Source organism: Nonomuraea sp. NPDC050733 (assembly GCF_040654215.1).
Classification (GTDB): Bacteria; Actinomycetota; Actinomycetes; order Streptosporangiales; family Streptosporangiaceae; genus Nonomuraea.
Window position 1 is genome coordinate 72,324 of the sequence record NZ_JBFAHO010000013.1, and the last position, 19,936, is coordinate 92,259.

The 19,936-nt window shown below is 73.5% G+C and carries 19 protein-coding genes; 7 read left to right on the forward strand and 12 right to left on the reverse strand.

Annotated elements, in window-relative coordinates; all coding sequences use genetic code 11:
- Nucleotides 1-43: 43 nt before the first annotated feature.
- The 3 genes from AB0H64_RS21960 to AB0H64_RS21970 all read right to left on the reverse strand — a co-directional run bounded on the left by AB0H64_RS21960 (nt 44) and on the right by AB0H64_RS21970 (nt 2,659).
- On the reverse strand, nt 44-379 hold the full coding sequence (locus tag AB0H64_RS21960; RefSeq protein ID WP_355448341.1) for a VOC family protein: 336 nt from the start codon (nt 377-379) through the stop codon (nt 44-46).
- Nucleotides 376-738 (reverse strand): Zn-ribbon domain-containing OB-fold protein, encoded by a 363-nt coding sequence (locus AB0H64_RS21965; protein ID WP_357627259.1) that lies wholly within the window; start codon nt 736-738, stop codon nt 376-378. The genes AB0H64_RS21960 and AB0H64_RS21965 overlap by 4 nt, the downstream gene beginning before the upstream one ends.
- Before the next feature lie 118 nt (nt 739-856).
- The gene (locus AB0H64_RS21970; RefSeq protein WP_357627262.1) at nt 857-2,659 is read right to left on the reverse strand and encodes a protein kinase; all 1,803 of its coding nucleotides are present in this window, start codon (nt 2,657-2,659) and stop codon (nt 857-859) included.
- A 174-nt stretch (nt 2,660-2,833) separates the two neighbouring features.
- On the opposite strand from AB0H64_RS21970, the gene AB0H64_RS21975 reads away from it, so the two are divergent.
- Together AB0H64_RS21975 and AB0H64_RS21980 are read left to right on the forward strand one after the other, a co-directional pair.
- Nucleotides 2,834-3,457, forward strand: a complete 624-nt coding sequence (locus AB0H64_RS21975) for an isochorismatase family protein (protein ID WP_357627265.1) — start codon at nt 2,834-2,836, stop codon at nt 3,455-3,457.
- A gap of 38 nt (nt 3,458-3,495) precedes the next feature.
- Nucleotides 3,496-4,245, forward strand: coding sequence for an SDR family NAD(P)-dependent oxidoreductase (locus AB0H64_RS21980; RefSeq protein ID WP_357627525.1), 750 nt, complete (start codon nt 3,496-3,498; stop codon nt 4,243-4,245).
- A 72-nt stretch (nt 4,246-4,317) separates the two neighbouring features.
- Here the strand turns inward: AB0H64_RS21980 and AB0H64_RS21985 are convergent, their stop codons facing one another.
- Nucleotides 4,318-5,622, reverse strand: a complete 1,305-nt coding sequence (locus AB0H64_RS21985; protein ID WP_357627268.1) for a serine hydrolase — start codon at nt 5,620-5,622, stop codon at nt 4,318-4,320.
- A 79-nt stretch (nt 5,623-5,701) separates the two neighbouring features.
- Between AB0H64_RS21985 and AB0H64_RS21990 the strand changes: the two genes are divergently transcribed.
- Complete coding sequence (locus AB0H64_RS21990) at nt 5,702-6,613, forward strand: cyclase family protein (protein WP_357627270.1); 912 nt, start codon at nt 5,702-5,704, stop codon at nt 6,611-6,613.
- A 176-nt stretch (nt 6,614-6,789) separates the two neighbouring features.
- Here AB0H64_RS21990 and AB0H64_RS21995 read toward each other — a convergent pair whose 3' ends face one another.
- The 6 genes from AB0H64_RS21995 to AB0H64_RS22020 form a co-directional block, all read right to left on the reverse strand.
- Nucleotides 6,790-8,292: an AMP-binding protein gene (locus AB0H64_RS21995; protein WP_357627273.1), complete on the reverse strand. Its 1,503-nt coding sequence runs from the start codon at nt 8,290-8,292 to the stop codon at nt 6,790-6,792.
- Between the two features lie 86 nt (nt 8,293-8,378).
- Nucleotides 8,379-9,434: an LLM class flavin-dependent oxidoreductase gene (locus AB0H64_RS22000; protein WP_357627276.1), complete on the reverse strand. Its 1,056-nt coding sequence runs from the start codon at nt 9,432-9,434 to the stop codon at nt 8,379-8,381.
- 90 nt (nt 9,435-9,524) lie between these two features.
- Entirely contained in the window at nt 9,525-10,658 is a 1,134-nt protein-coding gene (locus AB0H64_RS22005; RefSeq protein WP_357627279.1) for a M20 family metallopeptidase, read from the reverse strand.
- A gap of 63 nt (nt 10,659-10,721) precedes the next feature.
- A complete protein-coding gene (locus AB0H64_RS22010; protein WP_357627280.1) occupies nt 10,722-12,167 on the reverse strand; it encodes an ATP-binding protein in 1,446 nt (481 codons plus the stop codon).
- Nucleotides 12,164-13,813: an FAD-dependent oxidoreductase gene (locus AB0H64_RS22015; RefSeq protein ID WP_357627283.1), complete on the reverse strand. Its 1,650-nt coding sequence runs from the start codon at nt 13,811-13,813 to the stop codon at nt 12,164-12,166. Before AB0H64_RS22015 ends, AB0H64_RS22010 begins: the two co-directional genes overlap by 4 nt.
- Before the next feature lie 94 nt (nt 13,814-13,907).
- Nucleotides 13,908-14,669, reverse strand: coding sequence for an SDR family oxidoreductase (locus AB0H64_RS22020; protein WP_357627286.1), 762 nt, complete (start codon nt 14,667-14,669; stop codon nt 13,908-13,910).
- 171 nt (nt 14,670-14,840) lie between these two features.
- On the opposite strand from AB0H64_RS22020, the gene AB0H64_RS22025 reads away from it, so the two are divergent.
- Entirely contained in the window at nt 14,841-15,515 is a 675-nt protein-coding gene (locus tag AB0H64_RS22025) for a ThuA domain-containing protein (protein ID WP_357627289.1), read from the forward strand.
- Here AB0H64_RS22025 and AB0H64_RS22030 read toward each other — a convergent pair.
- Both AB0H64_RS22030 and AB0H64_RS22035 read right to left on the reverse strand, forming a co-directional pair.
- Nucleotides 15,505-16,371 (reverse strand): alpha/beta hydrolase, encoded by an 867-nt coding sequence (locus AB0H64_RS22030; protein WP_357627292.1) that lies wholly within the window; start codon nt 16,369-16,371, stop codon nt 15,505-15,507. The two genes, AB0H64_RS22025 and AB0H64_RS22030, sit on opposite strands and share 11 nt — an antisense overlap.
- Nucleotides 16,372-16,381: 10 nt before the next feature.
- Complete coding sequence (locus AB0H64_RS22035; protein ID WP_357627295.1) at nt 16,382-17,062, reverse strand: MerR family transcriptional regulator; 681 nt, start codon at nt 17,060-17,062, stop codon at nt 16,382-16,384.
- Between the two features lie 251 nt (nt 17,063-17,313).
- Between AB0H64_RS22035 and AB0H64_RS22040 the strand changes: the two genes are divergently transcribed.
- The 3 genes from AB0H64_RS22040 (at nt 17,314) to AB0H64_RS22050 (ending at nt 19,936) form a co-directional block, all read left to right on the forward strand.
- A complete protein-coding gene (locus AB0H64_RS22040; protein ID WP_357627298.1) occupies nt 17,314-18,384 on the forward strand; it encodes an acetyl-CoA acetyltransferase in 1,071 nt (356 codons plus the stop codon).
- Between the two features lie 104 nt (nt 18,385-18,488).
- The gene (locus AB0H64_RS22045; RefSeq protein WP_357627301.1) at nt 18,489-19,016 is read left to right on the forward strand and encodes an RNA polymerase sigma factor; all 528 of its coding nucleotides are present in this window, start codon (nt 18,489-18,491) and stop codon (nt 19,014-19,016) included.
- Entirely contained in the window at nt 19,013-19,936 is a 924-nt protein-coding gene (locus tag AB0H64_RS22050; RefSeq protein ID WP_357627305.1) for a hypothetical protein, read from the forward strand. The genes AB0H64_RS22045 and AB0H64_RS22050 overlap by 4 nt, the downstream gene beginning before the upstream one ends.

The window sequence follows — 19,936 nt, forward strand, 5'->3', positions numbered from 1 at the left end:
GGAGTGCGGGGCCGCCGGTCGGTCGAAGGGGTGGCCGCGCGGGTCAGAGAGGGGCGTAGAGCACGAAGACGTTGCCCGACGGGTCGCGCAGCACGGCACGCGTCTCGTGCGGCCCCTCCTCGGGCGCGCGCACCACCTCACCGCCACGGGCGGACAGCTCCCGTACGGCCAGCGCCACGTCGTCCACCCGGTACGAGGGCGCGGCCGTGTCGGCGACCTGCTCGGCGGGTCCGGCCAGCGCCACGGTCACCCCGCCGCCGTCCAGCGCCGCGAACCGGTCGCCGTCGCGGAACTTCACCGGCAACCCGTAGAAGGCGATCGCCTGGTCGAGGTCGGCGACGGGGATGAGCACGTTGCCGAGCTTCCCGAGCACGCTCACAGGGGTCTCCAATGCGGTAGGTCGTCCAGGAACGTCACCCGCACCGGCATCCCGATGCGGACCTCATCCGGCGCGCAGCCGACGACCTGCCCGAACACGCGGGCCCCTTCCGGCAGGTCCACCCAGGCCAGCACGTACGGCTCCCGTCCCCGGTAGCCGGGCGCGAACGACCGGTGCACGACCGTGTACGTGTGCACCACGCCGTCGCCGGAGACCGGCTCGAAGACGAGCCCGCCACCGCCGCACCACGGGCAGTCCGCCTCGGGGAGGTGGACGCGCCGTCCGCAGTCCGTACAGCGCTGGACGACCAGCTCGCCGCGCCTGCAGGCGGCCCAGTAGGCGGAGGTGTCACCGGTCATCGCTTGCCAAGCTAGCGCACGCTTGGTTACCCGACAAGGGTGCGACGGCGGCCCTGGGACGATCGCCGGTGCCCGGCCGCCGACGCGAACGGGCGCGCCCGGATCGGCGACCGCGAGATCAGTGACGTCCGGCGGTCCCGAGGGCCCCGGACGGCGGCACCCCGTCGCCGGGGGACGCCTGCGAGTCCGGAGGGACCGCTGGGTCTCCGCCGGAGAGGGGGGCGGGGTCGCCGGGCCGGGGGCCGGGCGGAGCGACGGCCCGGCCGGGCGTCGGCGCGGGGCTCGCCGTGGCCGTGGCGGAGGAGGTGGGCGTGGGCGGCGGGCAGGGACCGCCGTCCACCTCGACCTCGCTGATCTGCGGCCCGTTGTCCGCCGCGGGCTCCGTCAGCACCATGAGGCCGAAGTGCGCCCGCGTGCCGCAGGGCACGTCGCCGAGGTCGCGCAGCACCCCGCTCGTGTACACGGTCTCGCCGGTCAGGGTGCGCGTCTCCCGGGCGACCGTACGGGCGGGTCCGTCGCCGTCGCGCCGCGTGTACGCGATGCGCAGCCGTACCGGGCCGGTCCCCTCGGCGGATACCCGTACCGAGCCCGCCGAGCCGCTCCACCCCACGATGCCGGCGGAGCGGACGACCGGCGCGGTGGCCCGGGAGATCGGTGAGGTCGGCGAGGGCACGCCCGGCGTGGACCTCGCCGACGTGACGGGCCCCGGAGAGGCGGGGACGGGAGAGACGGGAGCCGATGTGACCGGACGTGACGAGGCCGGACGTGAGGAGGCGGGGCGTGAGGAGGCGGGCGCGGACGGGCGGCTTGTGCCGGTGGCGCTCCGGCGGGCCGGGTCCGTGGCGTCGCCGGACGTGGACCGTTCGGGCGCCTCGGGCTGCGGTATCAGCACCGTGCCGGGGTCGCGCGCCAACCGGCCGCCCGACGCCGCGACCGCGATGGCCATGACCGTCACGGCCGCGCCCGCGATCCACAGGTGGGGCGGCAGCTTCGGCACCCTCAGCAGCCGGTCGCGCAGCGGCCGGTCCCGTGGCGAGGCGCGGCCGGTCGTCGCCGAGCCGGACGGGGCCAGCGGGAAGCGCAGCGCGAGCAGCGTGGCCAGTTCCGCCAGGTGGCGACGGCCCCGTTTCTCCCAGTCGGGTCCGTAGCCCGCGACCGCGTCCTCCTCCAGCTCCGCCGCGAACCGCCGGGCCGAGGCGTACCGCTCCGCCGGGTCCTTGGCCAGGCCGCGCCGCAGCAGGTCGCGCAGGGTGTCGGGCACCACCTCCAGCGGCACGGGCTCGGCCAGGTGCAGGTCGCGCAGCTCCGTCACGCCGCCGGCCCGGAACGGAGGCCGCCCCTTCACGGTCTCGAACAGCAGGCACGCCGCCGCGTACAGGTCGGCGGGCGGCCCGGCGGCGCCGCGCGTCCACAGCTCCGGCGCCATGTACGGCGGGCTGCCGGCGGGCACCCCCGGCTCCTCGGCGTGGACCACGACGCCGAAGTCGCCCAGCTTGGCCGTGCCGTCGGCCTGGACGAGGACGTTCTCGGGCTTGACGTCCCGGTGCGCCACCCCGCGCTCGTGGGCCGCGGCGAGCGCCAGCAGGGTGCCCTTCAGCACGGCGAGCGCCGCCTCCGGGCTCGCGTGGCCGTGCTCCGACAGCAGGGCACGCAGCGAGACGCCGTCGACCAGCTCCATCACCACGGCCGCCCGGGCGGGCGTCTCGACGTACTCGTGCAGCCTGACCACGTGCGGGTCGTCGATCTCGACGAGGGCCGGGGCGTCCACCCGGAAGCGCTCCATGAACTCGGCGTCCCGGCGCAGGGTGGCGTTCAGGTACTTGATCGCCACGTAGGCGCCGGTGGTCTCGTAGGTGGCGAGGAACACGCGGCCGGTGTGCCCGCCGCCGAGCTGGCGCACTTCCCGGTACCCAGGGACCAAGTCCAACCCCCATCACGCGAGCCTTCTCCGGTTCGACGGTCTCACCCGAGGCGCGGGTTGTCACGACTGGCGATATTTCGCCCTTGGTTGTTCTGGCGTCACTCGGGGCGGCGGGTGAGGCTCGTGTACGCTGGACCCGCTCCCAAGCAAGCGCTCGGCTAAATGGAGGCCAGGGTGGACCGCGAGGCTGTGCTCGTGATGGAGATGCAGAGGGGCGTCATCGGCGATCTCACGAAATTTCCGGATCTGGTGACGGCGTGCCGGCTCCGTGACGTCGTCCCCAACGCGGCGGCGGTCCTGGACGCGGCCAGGGCGGCCGGGCTCCCCGTCATCCACTGCACCGCCGCCTTCCGGACCGACCGGGCGGGCTCCCACACCGGCAACTGCCCGTTCATCGTCTCCCTGCTCGACGACCCGGCCCACATGCTGGAGGGCACACCGGCCGTCGAGGTGCTGCCGGAGCTGCGCGAGCCCGGCGACCTGGAGAGCCGCCGGTACCACGGCTTCTCGCCGTTCACCGGCACGTCCCTGGACATGACGCTGCGGTCGCTCGGGGTCTCGTCGGTGGTCGCCGTCGGTGTGTCACTGAACCTGGGCATCCCGGGGCTGGCCCTGGAGGCGGTGAACCTCGGCTACCGGGTCACGGTGGTCACGGACGCGGTCGCCGGGATTCCCGAGGAGTACGCGAGGGCGGTGCTGAAGCACACGGTCAGCCTGCTCGCGACTCGCGTGACGGCCGGCCGGCTGGTGGATCGCTGGAAGGCGGACGACGGGACGGCCGGGGAGGGGCGGCGATGACGGAGGAGGCGGAGAGGGCTGTGGCGGGGAGCGGGCTGATGGAGGGGCTGCGGCTCGACGGGCGGACGGCGGTGGTGACCGGGGGAGCGGGGGCGATCGGCGCGGCCATCGCCGGCGACCTGACCGCCCTGGGTGCCCGCGTGGTCGTGGCGGACGTGGATCTGGAGGGCGCGGGGAAGGTCGCCTCCGGGCTGGCCCGGGCCGTCCCCCTGGGCGTGGACCTCGCCGTACCCGAGTCGGTGGAGCGGTTCTGCCTCGCCGTCGGCGACCTGGGCGCGGACGTGGACATCCTGGTCAACAACGCCGGCGTGTCCATCGTCGAGCCGTTCGTCGAGAGCGACCCGGCCGCCTGGGAGCTCATGTGGCGGGTGAACCTGCGCGGCCCGATGCTGATGACCAAGCTCCTCCTGCCGGGGATGCTGACGCGGGGCTGGGGGCGGCTGGTGTTCGTCTCCTCGGACGGGGCGCGGGCCGGCTCGGGCGGCGAGGGCGCGTACGCGGCGACGAAGGCGGGGCTGTTCGGGCTGGCCAAGACCCTCGCCAGGGAGGCGGCGCGGGCGAACGTCACCTCCAACGTGGTCTGCCCGGGTCCGACCGACACCCCGATGCTGCGCCGTGTGTCGGCCGCCGAGCCGGGCCTGGTCGAGAAGATCACCAGGGCCGTCCCGCTGCGCCGCCTCGGGACGCCCGCCGACGTGGCGGGCCTCGTCGCGTACCTGTGCACGGATCGCGCCGCCTACATCACCGGGCAGACCCTGTCGGTGAGCGGCGGCGTGACCATGCACTGAGGACGGCCCAGTGCGAGCGGCCCGGTGAGGGCGGAGCACAGTGAGGACAGCACAGTGAGGACGGCGGCGTGGTCACAGGGACCGGTAGACGGCCTCCGTGAGCCGGTACGCGCGCAGACTGCCGGAGACGGCGTCGGCCATCCGGTTCATGACGTAGGCGGCGGCCACACCGTGCTCGGGGTCGCCGAACCCGACGAAACCGCCCAGGCCGGTGTGGCCGAACGCGGTCGCCGACGGGACGAAGAACGTCGACGCCGGACGCATGTAGCCGAGGCCGAAGGAGCTGTCCAGGTGCAGGACCCGGTCCGGGCCGCCGACCCGGGGGCGGAGGGCGTCCCGCAGCGTCTCGGGGCGCAGGAGGTCGCCGGCGAGCAGCGAGCGGTAGAAGCCGGCCAGGGCGCGGGCCGTGGTGACGAGCCCGGCGGCGGGCCAGCCGGCGCGCATGATGACGGGGTGGTTGGCGCCGCCCTTGAGCCGCTGCATGGAGGGGTTGCCGAGCGCCCGGTTCATGAGGCTCTGGGGGTCGCGCACGTCCCTGGCCATCCTGCCGAAGGCCCCGCCGTCGTCGGACGCGCCGGCCAGATCGCTGAGGGCGCTCGCGGAGGGCGCGTCCCCAGCCGCCGGGCTGTCGGTCGCCGGGCTGACGGGCGCGGGGCTGTCGGGCGCGGGGCTGACGGTTGCCGGGCTGTCGGGCGCGGGGCTGTCGGGCGTCGAGGTGTCGGGGGTCGGGGTGAGGGTGGCGTGGGGGCGGTCGCCGCCGGCCGTCAGACGGGCGGCGCGGGCGAGCACCGGGTCGGGGGCGCCCATCCACAGGTCCAGCCCGAGCGGCCCGGCGATCTCCGCCGCGACCAGCTCGCCCACCGACTTGCCGGTCACCCGCCGCACCACCTCGCCCACCAGGAACCCGTACGACAGCGCGTGGTAGCCGTGCGCCGACCCCGGCTCCCACAGCGGCCGCTGCCCGGCCAGGCGGGCGGCGATGGCCGGATGGTCGCCGAACTCCTCCACGGGCACCGGGTCCTCCACCACCGGCAGCCCCGCCGCGTGCGTGAGGAGGTGCTCGACGGTGACGCGCTCCTTGCCCTCGGCCGCGAACTCCGGCCACACCTCCGCCACCGGCGCGCCCACGTCCACCAGCCCCCGCTCGGCGAGCTGGAGCAGGACGGTGGCGGTGACCGCCTTGGTGCAGGAGTACGCGTACACCGGGGTGTCCTCCTGCCAGGCGCGCCCGGTGTGACGGTCGGCGACGCCGCTCCACAGGTCCACCACCGGCTCGCCGTCCAGGTACACCGCGAACGCGGCGCCCTCCTCCTCGCCGTCGGCGAAGTGCCGCTCGAACACCTCACGCACGCGCGAGAACCGGGGATCGCAGCGCATCTGACCTCCTCGTCACGTCATCCCGAACGGGCACGCCTCTCCGGACGCGTCCACGCCCCTCCTGAAAGGAAGCGCTTACTTGGTTGCCGAGCCTAACAACTGGGGCCGCTTCGGCCCAGCCGACCAGCGCGGGACCCTCAACCTCCTCACCCCCGACGCCGTCCTGGACGCCCTCCGCTCGGCCGCCACCGGCGAGGTGCTCAGCCTGGCCCTGCCGATCAGGGGCTCCACCTCCTCGCCCGCCCCCGGCACCGTCCCGCATCTGAGGGGGCGGCCGTTGCCGCAGCACTTCATGTCCGTGGACGGCGGCGACTACGCGGCGGGGGCGCGGCCGGTCGGCGCGGGGCTACGGGTGGCCGACGACGCGCTGATCGTCTCCCACCACGGCACGACCACCCACATGGACGCGCTGTGTCACATGTGGTCCGGCGACGAGCTGTACAACGGCCACCCGGCCGCCCGGGTCCGCTCCTACGGGGCCACGCGCTGCGGCATCGAGCACGTGGGCGGGGTGGTGGGGCGGGGCGTTCTGTTCGACGTGGCCCGGCACCTGGGCCTGGACCACCTGCCGGCCGGGCACCGGATCACGCCGGAGGAGCTGGAGGCGGCCGGGCCGGAGCTCCGGCCGGGGGACGTCGCGGTGATCCGTACCGGCTGGCCCGCGGTGTGGGAGCGGTCGCGGGAGGAGTACTGGTCGGGCCAGCCTGGCCTGTCGGCCGCCGCCGGGCGGTGGCTGGCGGCGCGGGACGTCGCGGTGGTGGCCTCGGACAACGCGGCGATCGGCGGCCTGGACGCGCGCCAGCTCGCGGGGGAGGAGCTGGCGGACGACCTGCACCTCATCCTGCTGCACCGGCACGGGATCCACCTGGTGGAGATGCTGTGGCTGGAGGAGCTGAGCGCCAGGGGCCGCGCGGACTTCGTCTTCGTCGCGGCCCCTCTCAGGATCGAGGGCGGCACCGGCAGCCCCCTCAACCCCCTCGCCGTCCTGTGAGTGCCCGTGAAGCGCCTTGCGCGAGTTGAACCGGGCGACTCACAGCGCCATGGCTTCGTGGTGCCCGGACGAAGCTCGCCCGAGGTGGTTGTTGGCGTGTGCTCGTCCCGAAAACGGACAAGGTGCGCCGTCGCTGAGAGCGGCGCCGCAGAACCCCGGTTCTCGCAACATCGCTGTCAGATGCCGGGGTAGTTGCCGCCGCCGTGGGTCTGGTCGAGGGCGTCGTAGTCCGGGGTGAAGCCGCGCTTGGGGATCGCGTCGGCGAACACCACGTCACGGGGCTTCTTGTACGAGGCCAGCAGGCCCTTGACGTGCGCCACCAGCTCCTCGGCCGTCGCCGTGGCGTCCGGGGCGAGCACCACGACGGCCCGGACCGCCTGGTGCCAGCGCTCGTCCGGGACGCCGATGACCGCCGCGTCCGCCACCGCCGGGTGCGTCTTGATGGCCCGCTCGACCTCGGCCGGGTAGACGTTCTCGGCGCCGGACTTGATCATGCGGAGCCGGGGGCCGATGAAGGTGATCGAGCCGTCGGGCTCGCGGCGGCCGAGGTCACCGGTGTGATGCCACCCATGAGCGAACTTCGCCGCATTTAACTCCGGACGGGCGAAATATCCGGAAAAGAGGGACTTGCCGCGCGCACAGATCTCACCCACCTCCCCGTCCGGCACCTCGCCGCCGTCCGGCGCCAGGATCCGCACCTGTACGAGCGGCGACGGCCGCCCCGCGAACCCCGCCGCCCCGGGAGCCAGCCCCAGGAACGTGAGCATGCCGCCCACCTCCGTCTGGCCGTACCCGCCCATCTTGGACCGGCACCACGGCGAGTCGTCCACGGTGATCAGCTCGTCCCACTCCGCCGAGTGAGCGACGAACCGCAGCGACGACAGGTCGTACTTGCCCTGCGGCCGGACCGCCAGCACGGCGTCGATCATCTGCCCGAACAGGAACGCCTGCGTGACCCGCTCGGCGTCGATCAGCCGGCACACCTCCTCGGGATCGAACGCGGGCGTGAACACGTTCGTCCCGCCGATCTGCAGCGTGGCCAGGCAGAACATCATCGTGCCCACGTGGAACAGCGGCCCGCTGCTGAGGAACGTGAAGCCCGGCTCCATCTGGCGGACCACGAGCAGCGAGGCGCTGTGGGCGACCAGGGCGGCGCTGCTGAGCAGGGCGGCGTTCGGGCGGCCGTCGAAGGCGGCGGTGTAGAGGGCGAGCGCCGGCTCGGTGTCGGCGACCTGCGGGAAGTCGCGGACCAGGCCCTCCGCCACGAGCTCCTCGTACGCCTGGCCGGCCCGCACCCACACGGCCCCGGACGTGGCCGGCGCCTCCTGGACGGCCGTCGTCGCCTCCGACGGCTCCCAGACCACCACGCGCGGCGTCAGGTCCTCGACCAGGAAGCGCAGCTCGTCGGCCGACTGCCGCCAGTTGGCCGGGCAGAAAATCGCCCCGATGCGCGAGCAGGCCAGCAGGAGCTCCAGCACGGCGTGGGAGTTCTGCCCGAGCCAGAGGACGCGCTCGCCGGGCGTGACGCCGCGCGCCGCCAGGGCGTCCGCCAGGCGCGTGACCCGCTCGTCCAGGTCGGGGTAGGTGAGCCGGACCTCGCCGTCCACGACCGCCGTCGTCCCGGGACGGCTGCGGGCGTGCTCGGCGAGGACGTCCGAGAGGGTCAGGCTGTGGATCATCGCGCCTCCTGGAGGGTGGTCGCCCGCCGCCGGGCCGGCGCGCGGGCCGTACGGACTGGTGTGCCGGCCGCAGACGGGCGGGCCGGTCAGGCGAAGGCGGGCATGACCTCGGCGGCGAAGAAGCGCAGGACCTTCTTCATCTCCTCCAGCGGCATGGGCCGGGTGCTGCCGAAGTCGCACAGCAGGTTGGCGAAGCCGGCGTCGCGCAGCAGCGTGATCTGCTCGATCACCCGCGCCGGGTCGCCGATCACCTCCAGCTGCTCCCACCGGAAGTCGGCCGATACGCTGCCGCCCTTGAGGTAGCGGTCCTGGTAGTACTCGAAGCCCTGCGCGGCCCTGCCCGTCCTCGGGTCGATGGGGGCGCTGCCCTCGTTGAAGATGCGCGAGCGGTCGAAGGCCGCCTCGAACCTGGCCTGGTCCTCGCGCGCCTGCTCGGCGGTCGGGGCCACGTAGACGCTGCGCGCCACGACCAGCTCGGCGCCCGCCCCGCGCCCGGCGCGGGCGGCGGTGTCCCGCCACGTCTGCGCCGCCTTGACGACCTTGCGGAACGGCGCGGCCGGGTCGGCCAGGATGGGCAGCCCGCGCTCGGCGTACATGGTGACGGTCTCCGGCGACACGGCGGCCACGTGCAGCGGCGGGTGCGGGGCCTGGAGGGGGCGCGGCGTGAGCGACACCTCGGAGCCGGTCCGGTAGAACTTGCCCTCGTGCTGGAACGACTCCCGCGTCCAGAGGCCCAGGATGACCTCCAGCGCCTCGTTGAAGCGGTCGCGCGCCTCGGCCAGGTCCACCCCGAAGCCCTCGAACTCGAAGCTCTGGTACCCACGGCCGATGCCCAGGTCCAGGCGCCCGCCGGAGAGCACGTCCACCTGGGCGGCCTCCTCGGCCACGTGGACGGGGTTGTGCAGCGGCAGCACCACGATGCCGGTGCCCAGGCGCAGGCGGGAGGTGCGGGCGGCGGCGTGGGCGAGCACGGTGAAGAGGTTGGGCGCCACCCCGTAGTCGCGGAAGTGGTGCTCGGCCAGCCTCACCCCGTCGAAGCCCAGCTCCTCGGCCAGCTCGATGAGCTCCAGGTGGTAGTCGTAGACGTCCTTGAAGCTCTGCCCGTCGAACCGGTGGAAGAGGTGGAAGGTTGAGAACTTCATGCGGCGGCCTCTCGGAGGGATAAACCAAGCGCTCGCTTGGGAGCGTATCAGGTCCGTCCCCGCTTGAGACCCCGCCGCGTGAAGGTTTCCTCAGCCGAGGGCGGTGACCAGGCCCATCGTCAGCGCCGTCCGCTCCGGGATGTGCGCGACGAGCACGTGCTCGTCGCGCGCGTGCGCGCCGCCGCCGACCGCGCCCATGCCGTCCAGCACCGGCCGGCCCAGCGCCGAGACGAAGTTCCCGTCGCTGGCGCCGCCCACCGAGATCTCCTCCAGCGCGAACCCGAGGCCCGCCGCCACCGACTGCGCCTCCTTGAACAGCCGCTGCGAGGCCGGGTTCTGGGTCATCGGCGGCCGGTTCCAGACGCCCGAGACCGAGACCGTGATCCGCGGGTCGGCCGCCCGCACCGCGGCGAACGCCTCCTCGACGCGGCGCATCTCCGCCGGCTCGCTGACCCGCACGTCGACGCCCGCCGTGGCGCGACCGGCCGCGACGTTGCGGCCGGTGCCGCCGCTGACCAGGCCGACGTTGACCGTGGTGCCGCGCTCGGGCGCGGCCGCCGCCGTGACCTGCGCGATGACCTCGGCCAGCGCGTGGACGGCGCTCGCGCCCGCGTCGGGGTCGAGGCCCGCGTGCGCCTCGATCCCGGTGATGCTCACGTCGAACAGCCCGACGCCCTTGCGCGCCGTCTTCAGCGCGCCGCCTCCCGACGCCTCGAACACCAGCGTGGCGACGGCGTCCTCGGCGGCCGCCTCGATGGAGGAGCGGGAGAACGGGCTGCCGATCTCCTCGTCGCCGTTGAACAGCAGCCGCACCGACGGATGCGGCAGGCCCAGCTCGCGCAGCCCGCGCACCGCCCAGACCGACTGCACCAGCCCCGTCTTCATGTCGAACACGCCCGGCCCCGTCGCCCTGCCGTCCGCCACGGTGAACGGCCAGTCGGCGAGCGTGCCCGCCGGCCACACGGTGTCGTAGTGGCTGAGCATGAGCACGGTGCCCGGCGCGGTGCCCTCGTAGGTCAGCTCCAGCACGTCGCCGTGCTCGCCGCCGTCGTGCAGGGCGACCCGGTCCGGCGTGCCCAGCCGCTCGGCCGCCAGCGCCCGCACACCTCCGAGGCCGATGGCCAGCAGGGCCTTGTCGTAGCTGTGGGTCTCCAGCTCGACGAGCATGCGCAGGTCGTCGAGCATGCCGGGCAGAGCCTCCCGGGTCCACTCCGAGATCGACACGACAGTCCTCTCTGGGGGTCCGGCCTCTCTGGGGGTCCGGCGGGCGGAGCCGCCCTCCGGAGGTCAGGACGCGGCGGCCGCCGGCTCCCGCAGCGGCAGGCGCACCTCGAACCACGTCTCGCCGGGCACCGACCGCACCTTGATCTCGCCGCCGTGGCGCCCGGCGACGATCCGGTACGAGATGTCCAGCCCGAGCCCGGTGCCCTGGCCGACGCTCTTCGTGGTGAAGAACGGCTCGAAGATCCGGTCCTTGATCGCGTCCGGGACGCCGGGGCCGGTGTCGCCGATCTCGATGATCGCCTCGTCCTCGTCGTGCGCGGTACGGATCGTCAGCGTGCCCTCCTCGCCCATGGCGTCGAGGGCGTTGTGGATGAGGTTGGTCCACACCTGGTTCAGCTCGCCGCCGTAGGCCGGGATCGGCGGCAGCGTCCGGTCGTAGTCGGTGACCACGCTGATGCCCGGCGCGATCTTCCCGCGGAAGATCGCGACCGTGCTGTCCAGCAGGTCGTGCACGTCACAGATCTGGAACGGCGCCCGGTCCATCTGGGAGTACTGCTTGGCCGAGCGGATCAGCGACGAGATGCGCTCGGTGGCCTCGGTCACCTCGCCCAGCATCTGCGAGATCTCCACCGCCTCCGACAGCCAGCGCAGCGCGGCCGGCGCGTGCTCGTCGCCCACCTTCCTGCGGATCTTGTCCAGGTGCTGCGGGCCGAACCCGGCCTGGACCAGCGCGGGGGCCAGATCCCACGCGCCCTCCAAGCCCAGCTCCTCCAGCGCGTCGCCGAGCGTGTCCTCGGCGTCGGAGATCTCCAGGGGGCTGCGCGGCGGCAGCTTGCCCAGGGCCTCGGTGCAGCTCTCCTGCATCTCGATGAGCGCGCGCAGCCGCTCCGGCGGTATGCCGTTCTCGGCGAGCTGCGCCAGCTCCACCCGGGACGACCTGATCAGCGAGCGCAGCTCGCCGACCGCGCGGACGGCCGCGGCGGCCGGGTTGTTCAGCTCGTGCGTGAGCCCGGCGGTGATCGTGCCGAGGGCCGTCAGCCGCTGCCGCCGGTCGATGATCTCCCGCTGCATCCGGCCGCCCGACACCATGCCGTCGAGCAGGTGCATCGCCATCGGGAACCACTCGGTCACGATGTGCGCGAACTTCTTGGCCGGCAGCAGGAACATCCGCGTCGGCGCCGTGGCCCGCAGCGAGCTCTGGTAGTGCTGCGGCGCCCGGTCGCCCAGGTAGGCCGACGTCGCCCCGCCGTACACGCCCGGCTGGGAGGTGCGCGGCATCGCGACCGTGCCGGCGCTGACGGTCTCCTGGAGCATCTGGATCTCGCCCTCGATGAGCACCGCGAAGCACTCGGCGGGGTCGCCCTGCCGGATGATCATCTCGTCGGCCGCGTACGAGCGGACCTGACCGCTCATGGCCAGCTTGGTGAGCTGCTCGTCGCTGAGCCGCTCGAACAGGAACAGCTTGCGCAGCTCGTCTATGTCGATCGTGGTGGTGGTTGTGGTGGTCACTGCTTCTCCAGGTAGCGGTGCACGAGCGCGACGGCCATCGCGCCCTCCCCGACGGCCGAGGCGACCCGCTTGATCGACTCGGCGCGCACGTCGCCGGCGGCCAGCACGCCGGGCACGTTGGTCTCCAGGAAGTACGGCTCGCGCCGCAGCGTCCAGTTGCGCGGGCGCCGGCCGCCCTGCACCAGGTCGGGGCCGGTCAGCACGAAGCCCTTGGCGTCGCGCTCGACGGTGTCGCCCAGCCAGGAGGTGTACGGCTCCGCGCCGATGAACACGAACAGCCACTGCGTGTCGACGGTGCGCTCCTCGCCCTTCGTGCTGAGCGTGAGCTGCTCCAGGTGCCCGTCCCCCCGGCCGCCGACGACATGGGTCTGGGTGTGGACCTCGATGTTGGGGATCGCGTCGATCTGCTCGATGAGGTAGTGGGACATGGACCTCTCCAATCCATCACCTCTCACCAACAAATGGACCTTGCTCGCGAATCCCGACAGATAGACGGCGGCCTGACCGGCCGAGTTGGCCGCGCCGACGATGCAGACCTCCAGGTCCTTGCACGAGGGAGCCTCGGTGAGCGCGGCGCCGTAGAAGACGCCCCTGCCGACGAACTCGTCCAGGCCCGGGGCCTCCAGGCGGCGGTAGGTCACGCCGGTGGCCAGGATCACCGCGTGCGCCGCGATCTCGCCGCCGTCCTTGAAACCGACCACGCGGGCCTGGCCGCGCGGCTCCAGGTGGGTGACCTTGCGGGCGGTCAGCAGCTCAGCGCCGAACTTCAGCGCCTGCCGGCGGGCCCGGTCGGCGAGCTGCTGGCCGGAGACGCCGTCGGGGAAGCCGAGGTAGTTCTCGATCCGGGAGCTCTGGCCCGCCTGCCCGCCGGAGGCCTGTGCCTCGACCAGCACCGTGTTGAGCCCTTCGGAGGCGCCGTAGACCGCCGCGCCCAGCCCGGCCGGCCCGCCGCCGACCACGATGAGGTCGTAGAAGTCGGTGGCCGGGGTGGTCGACAGCCCCACGGCCGTGGCCAGCGTGGACTGGTCGGGCGCCTGGAGCGACACGCCGTCCGCCGTGACCACCAGCGGCAGGTGGCACTGCTCGCCGACCGCCGCGACGAGCTGCGCGCCCTCCGGGTCCTCGGCCAGCATCCACTGGTACGGGACGTGGTTGCGGGCCAGGAAGTCGCGAATCCGGTACGACGGGGCGGACCAGCGGTCGCCCACCACCCGCAGCTCCGCCACCTCCACCCGGTCGGTGCGCTGCCAGGCGTCGAGCTGGCCGTCGATCACCGGGTAGAACTTCTCCTCCGGCGGGTCCCACGGCTTGAGCAGGTAGTGGTCGAGGTCCACCACGTTGATCGCCTGGATGGCCGCCTCGGTGTCGGCGTAGGCGGTCAGCAGCACCCGGCGCGCGTACGGGTACATGTCCATGGCCGCTTCGAGGAACTGCACCCCGTTCATCTGCGGCATGCGGTAGTCGGCGAGGATCGCCGCCACCTCGTCGCCGCGCAGGCGCATCTCCTTGACGGCCTCGATGCCCTGGTCCGCCGCCTCGGCACGGACGATCCGGTAGCTCTGGCCGTAGCGGCGGCGCAGGTCACGGGCGACCGCCCGCGACACGCCCGGATCGTCGTCCACCGTCACGATGACCGGCTTGTCCATGGCCCTGCCTTCCCCACGAAGTTCTCAAACGAAGCATGTCATGCGAAACCGGCCCATCGGCAAGTCGGCGCCGGTGGACCCCCAAGGGCGGCTGTCAGGCGATGACCCGGCTCTCGCCGCCGTCCACCAGCAGCGAGACCCCGTTGACGAACGAGGCCCGCTCGCTGGCGAGGAACGCCACCACGTCGCCCACCTCCTCCGGCCGGCCGATCCGGCCCACCGGCACCTGCGCGGCCCGTCCCGCCAGGGCCTCGTCGCCGCCCGCCAGCTCGCGCAGCCGGTCGGTGGCGATCGGGCCCGGCATCACGTTGGTGACCAGCACGCCGTCACCGCCGACCTCGCGGGCCAGCGTGCGGACGATGCCGGCGACGGCCGAGCGGGTGGCGTTGGACAGGGCCAGGCCGTCGAGCGCCTCACGCGCCGACCGGCTGGTGACCGTGACGATCCGCCCCCAGCCGCGCGAGCGCATGTCGGGCAGCACCGCGTGGATCAGGCGGACCGTGCCCAGCAGGTTGCGCTGGATCGCCACCTCCCACTCGTCCAGGCCCTTCTCGGTGAACCGGCCGGCGGGCGGCCCGCCCGCGTTGGCCACCAGGATGTCCACCGGCCCCAGCACGTCACGTGTCTCGGCGGCCACGCGGGCGGCGGCGGCCGGGTCCTCCACGTCGGCGAGCACGGCGTGCACCACGCCGCCGAACTCCTGGAGCGCCACCACGGCGTCGGCCAGCCGCTCGGGGTCGCGGGCCGCCACGCAGACGTCGCATCCCTCCCGCGCCAGGCTCCTGGCGGCGGCCAGGCCGATGCCCGCGCTACCGCCTGTGACGAGTGCTACCTTGCCCGCGATACCGAGATCCATGAGTGCGACTATAGGAGCCCGGCCGGCCGGGATCACGGGAGGTCAGGCCGGTCGTACGCGCTCCAGCTCGTCCTGGTCGAGCACGGCGGGCCCGGCGCCACCCCCCGATGTGCCAGTTTCGGGCGAGCACGACGGGTGGAAAAGGTGGGGCAGAAGTGATGGGCTTGGGCGATGGCGAGAAATCTGATCCTGTCAGGAGGCCCGTTCCACGACTTCGACGCCACCTCGGCCGCCATCGCCGAGGCGCTCGCGGAGGTCGGGATCGAGTCGGAGATCACCGAGGACATCGCCGGCGCGCTCAGTGAGCCCTCCGAGACACAGCTCATCACCGTCAACGCGCTGCGCTGGCGGATGGACCATGACCGCTTCGCCGACCTGCGCGACCAGTGGCGCTTCGAGCTGCCCGCGCAGGCCCGCACGACGCTGCTGGACCACCTGGAGCGCGGCGGCGGCCTGCTCGGCATGCACGCCGCGTCCATCTGCTTCGACGACTGGCAGGGCTGGCCGCGCGTGCTGGGCGGCTGCTGGACCTGGCCCAAGTCGCACCACCCGCCGCTCGGCTGGACCGGGGTGCGGGTGAGCGGCGAGCACCCGATCGTGGAGGGGCTGCGCGACTTCGACGTGGTGGACGAGGTCTACAGCGACCTGGAGGTGCTGCCCGACGTACGGCCGCTGGCCTCCGCCGACGGGCAGCCCCTGGTGTGGGCCCGGCCGGTACGGCGCGGCCGCGTGGTCTACGACGCGCTCGGCCACGACACCCGCTCCTACGACAACGAGATCCACCGCACGCTGCTGCGGCGGGCCGCGCTGTGGCTGCTGAAACGGCCGGTCACGGTCAGCGAGTAGCGCGCAGGAAGTCCCCGATCTCGCGGGCCAGCTCGCCGGGGATCTCCTCCGCCATGTGGTGGCCGCTGTCCACGGCGTGCCCGCGCACGTCGTCGGCCCACGACCGCCAGAGCGCGAGCGGGTCGCCGTACAGGTCCTCCATGTCGTCCTTGGAGCCCCACAGGAACAGCATCGGGCAGCGCACCCGCCGCCCGGCCGCCTGCGCCGCGTCGTCGGCGTCACGGTCGACGCCCAGGCCGGCCCGGTAGTCCTCGCACATCGCGTGGACGACCTCCGGGTCGTGCAGCGCCCGGCGCAGGTCCTCGTACGCCTCGGGGCCCATGTGCTCGGCCGTGTACCGGTACCAGGCGTCCGGGTCGGCGTTGATGACCCGCTCGGCGGGCTTGTCGGTCTGGCCGAGGAAGAACCAGTGCCACCAGCTCGCGGCGAATCCGGCGTCGCAGCGGGCCAGCGCCTCGCCGATCGGCACCGCGTCCAGGACGATGAGCCGGCTGACGGCGTCGGGGTGGTCCACGGCCAGCCGGTGGGCGACGTACGCGCCCCGGTCGTGGCCCGCGACGGCGAACCGCTCGTGGCCCAGCTCCCGCATGAGGGCGATCATGTCGCGGGCCATCGCCCGCTTGGAGTACGGCTCGTGGTCGGGGGTGGTGGTCGGCTTGGAGGAGCGGCCGTAGCCCCGCAGGTCGGGGCAGACCACGGTGTGGTGGGGGGCGAGCTCGGCCGCCACCCGGTGCCAGGTGGCGTGGGTGCGGGGGTGGCCGTGGAGCAGCAGCACCGGGCTGCCGGCGCCGCCGTGCCGGACGAACAGCTCGGCCTCGCCCACGTCGATCCTGCTTGTCGTGAAGTCCTCGAACATGGGGGCGCTCCTACCCCGGGGCTGGGCCTTGATCCGTTTCGCGGGCCCCCTCGGTCTCCTCGGCGGCCTCGCGGCCGGTGCCGAGGCGGCGGGCGGACTCCGACTCGTGGGCCATGCGGCGCAGCGTGTCGAGCGCCCTGCCGTACAGGACCGTGCCCAGCACCAGCGCCTCCACGGCGCTCTCCCGGGGGCCGTCGAGCGGGATCGTGTCCATGTCGCCCTCGGCGATGTGTCCCGCGGCGTCGGCGTAGCGCTTCAGGTCGGTGGACATGCCGAGCCGGCGCAGCGTGACGAGCGTCTGGGCCAGCTCGGTGCGGGTGGGGGCGTGCGGCGTGAGCGTCCAGCCCTGTCCGGCGACGAGCCGGTCGCTCTCGGCCAGAGCCGTCTCCCACAACTCGCCGGGCTCGGGCTCGACGGCCGGGCCGAGCGCGTAGTGGGCGGTGCCGAGCACCTCGTGCACGGGCATCGTCTCGTCCTCCACCGCTTCGACCACCTGCTTGATGGCGGCCACGGGCAGCCTGCCGATCTCCAGCAGAGCCCGGATGAGCCGCAGCCGGCGCAGGTGGGAGTCGTCGTACTCGGCGCGGGTGGCGGCGAGCTGCTCGCCCTGGTGCAGCAGGCCCTCACGCAGGTAGTACTTGATCGTCGCGATGGCCACGCCGGAACGGGCGCTCAGCTCCGAGATGCGCATCCTTGGACAATAGCGCTATCCAGTCCGGGCGAGGTTCCGGGCCCGTGAGGCCGTCCGGCGCCACGACCGATTACCGAGCAAGCGCTTGTCTCAAGAACGGCGGCGCGTTAGCGTGTCGGCGAGCACCGCAGACGTCGCCCGCCGGGCCGGATCGCGCCCCGTCCCGGCGGGCGACCGCACCACCCGCGACCCGCACCACGCGCCACCCGCACCACCCGCGACCCGCATCCGCCGCGTCTGGGAGGACGTCCATGCAGCCGTTCGCCGGGCGTGCGGCCGTGGCGGGGGTGGGGATGACCGCGCTGACGCGCGAGTCCGGCCGGACCGTGCTGGAGCAGGCGGTCGAGGCGTGCCGCGCCGCCTGCGCCGACGCGGGCGTGGCGCCCGCCGAGGTGGACGCCGTCCTCAGCTATCACCTGAACGACTCGGCGCCGGTCGTCCAGGTCGCCCGGGCGCTCCGGATCGAGCGCCTCGGCTGGCACAACGACATCGCCGGCGGCGGCACGCAGGCCGCCTCGATCCTCGGGGACGCCGCGATGCTCGTCCACGCCGGGCTCGCCCGCAACGTCCTCGTCTACCGGGCGCTCAACGGCCGCTCCGGCACGCGCATGAACACCGTCTCCACCGGCCCGCAGGAGCGCTTCACGTACGGCATGGCCGGGCCGATCGCGCTGTTCGCCCTGGCCGCCACCCGCTACCTGCACGACACCCGCCTCACCGAGGAGCACCTGCACGCGGTCGTCGCCCAGTCGCGCGACAACGCCGCGGCCAACCCCCGGGCGCTGCGCCGGGAGCCGCTGGACCTCGGGGGTTACCTGGCCAAGCCGTACGTCTGCACGCCGCTGCGCACCGCCGACTGCTGCCAGGAGACCGACGGCGCGTGCGCGCTGCTGGTCAGCGGGGTGCTCGGCGGGCCGCGCGTGCGGGCCGTGGTGCGCGGGGGAGGGCCGGGCTGCTCGGCGATGGACCGCGCGCCCGACGTCACGGCGATCTTCTCGGCGTACGTGGCGCCCATGCTGTGGGAGGTGTCGGGCATGCGGCCCTCGGACGTGGACGCGGCGCTGCCCTACGACGCCTACTCGTGGCTGGTGCCCCGGCAACTGGAGGACTTCGGCCTGGTGGAGCGGGCCGACCTCGGCGCGTACCTGCTGGAGCGCCGGCACGCGTGGGTGAACCCGCACGGCGGGCTGCTGTCGGAGGGGTACGTGCACGGCCTCAACAACGTGGCGCAGGCCGTGCGCGAGCTGCGCGCCGGCCGCGAGGCGGCGCTGGTGACGGGCTTCGGCGGCGGCTACGGCAGCGCTGCGATCCTCACCTCATGAAAACTCCTGCTTCATGAAAAATCCTGAAATGCTCGTGGATCTTCCGACATGAAGGGGATGTTCCATCATCCCCTGACACAGGAGGCCGACCATGGGGACCGCCCGTGGATGACGACCGGAAAACCCGGTTCGAGGCCGTTTATGAGCAGACGTATGAGCAGATCCTCGGATACGCGGTGCGCCGCTGCGACTCGCCGGAGGACGCCGCCGACGTGGTGTCCGAGACGTTCGCCATCGCCTGGCGCCGCGCCGACGCGCTGCCGCCCGGCGAGGAGGCCCGGCTGTGGCTGTACGGCGTGGCGCGCAACGTCCTGGCCAACCACCGCCGCGGCGCGGCCCGCTGGCGCCTCGTCGCGCTCGACACCGACGTGGCCGACCTCTACGGCCACTCGCCGGAGGCGGGGGCCGAGCTGAGCGTGATCACCCGGGCCTTCGCGGAGCTGTCCGAGGACGACCGGGAGCTGCTGTCCCTGGTCGCCTGGGAGGGGCTCGGCAGCAAGGAGATCGCCCAGGTGCTCGACTGCTCCCGCAACGCCGTCCGCATCCGCCTGCACCGCGCGCGCAAGCGCTTCTCCAAGGCGCTCGCCGTCGCCGGTGTCACCACTCACCGTTTCGCCGTGGAGGCCGTATGAACGAGCTCAGCGACCTGGCCCGGGTGCGCGACGAGGAGCTGGCCGGCCGGGCGTCCGGCGCGGGGGCGCGGGCGCTGCTGGCCTCGGTCACGGCCGCCGATCCGGCCGACCTCCCTGACCCGGCGACCGTGCCCGGCTCCGGGAGGAGGCGGCCGAGCACCAGGCGCATGGTCATGGGCACGCTGGCGACCGCCGCGCTCGCCGCCGCGATCGTCATCGGCCCCAGCTTCGTGGACACCGGCTCCGGCCCCGCCACCTCCTACGCCAACTCGGCCATCGAGATCGAGCAGCGTGGCGACTGGTGGGTGGCCAGGATCCGCGACCCCTTCGCCGAGCACGAGCTCTACTCGGAGGCGTTCCACGCGGTGGGACTCGACATCACGCTGGAGCTGGTGCCGGTCGCCCCCGGCCGCGTGGGCGAGGTGGTCAAGATGGGGAGCAGCGGTGCCACCGGTCCGTCCCTGGGCATCGGCGGCAACCTGGAGCCCGAGGGCTGCACGATCGGCCGGCCGGGCTGCGCGCTCACCGTCCAGGTGGGCCGCGACTGGACCGGCAAGGGCGTCCTGTACCTCGGCCGCGAGGCCAGGCCGGGGGAGCGGTACCAGTCGTTCAGCGTGGCCACCCGCAAGGGGGAGATGCTGGCCGGGGTCCGCGTGGACGAGCGGTCGGTGCGCGAGGTCCTGGCGGAGGTCCGCCGGCGGAACCTCAAGGCGGTCTTCGAGATCATCGAGCCCGACCCGGACGGCAACGGCTACAGCACGGACCCCAAGAGGCAGTCCGACCCAGTGGGCGACGACTGGACCGTCTGGGAGGCGGTGTCGGACCGGCCGGGCGTCGTACGGCTGCTGGTGTCGGAGAAGCGGATCGCCAAGAACCCGATCTACGGCGGCCCCAAGCCCAAGGAGAGGACGAGCGAGTAG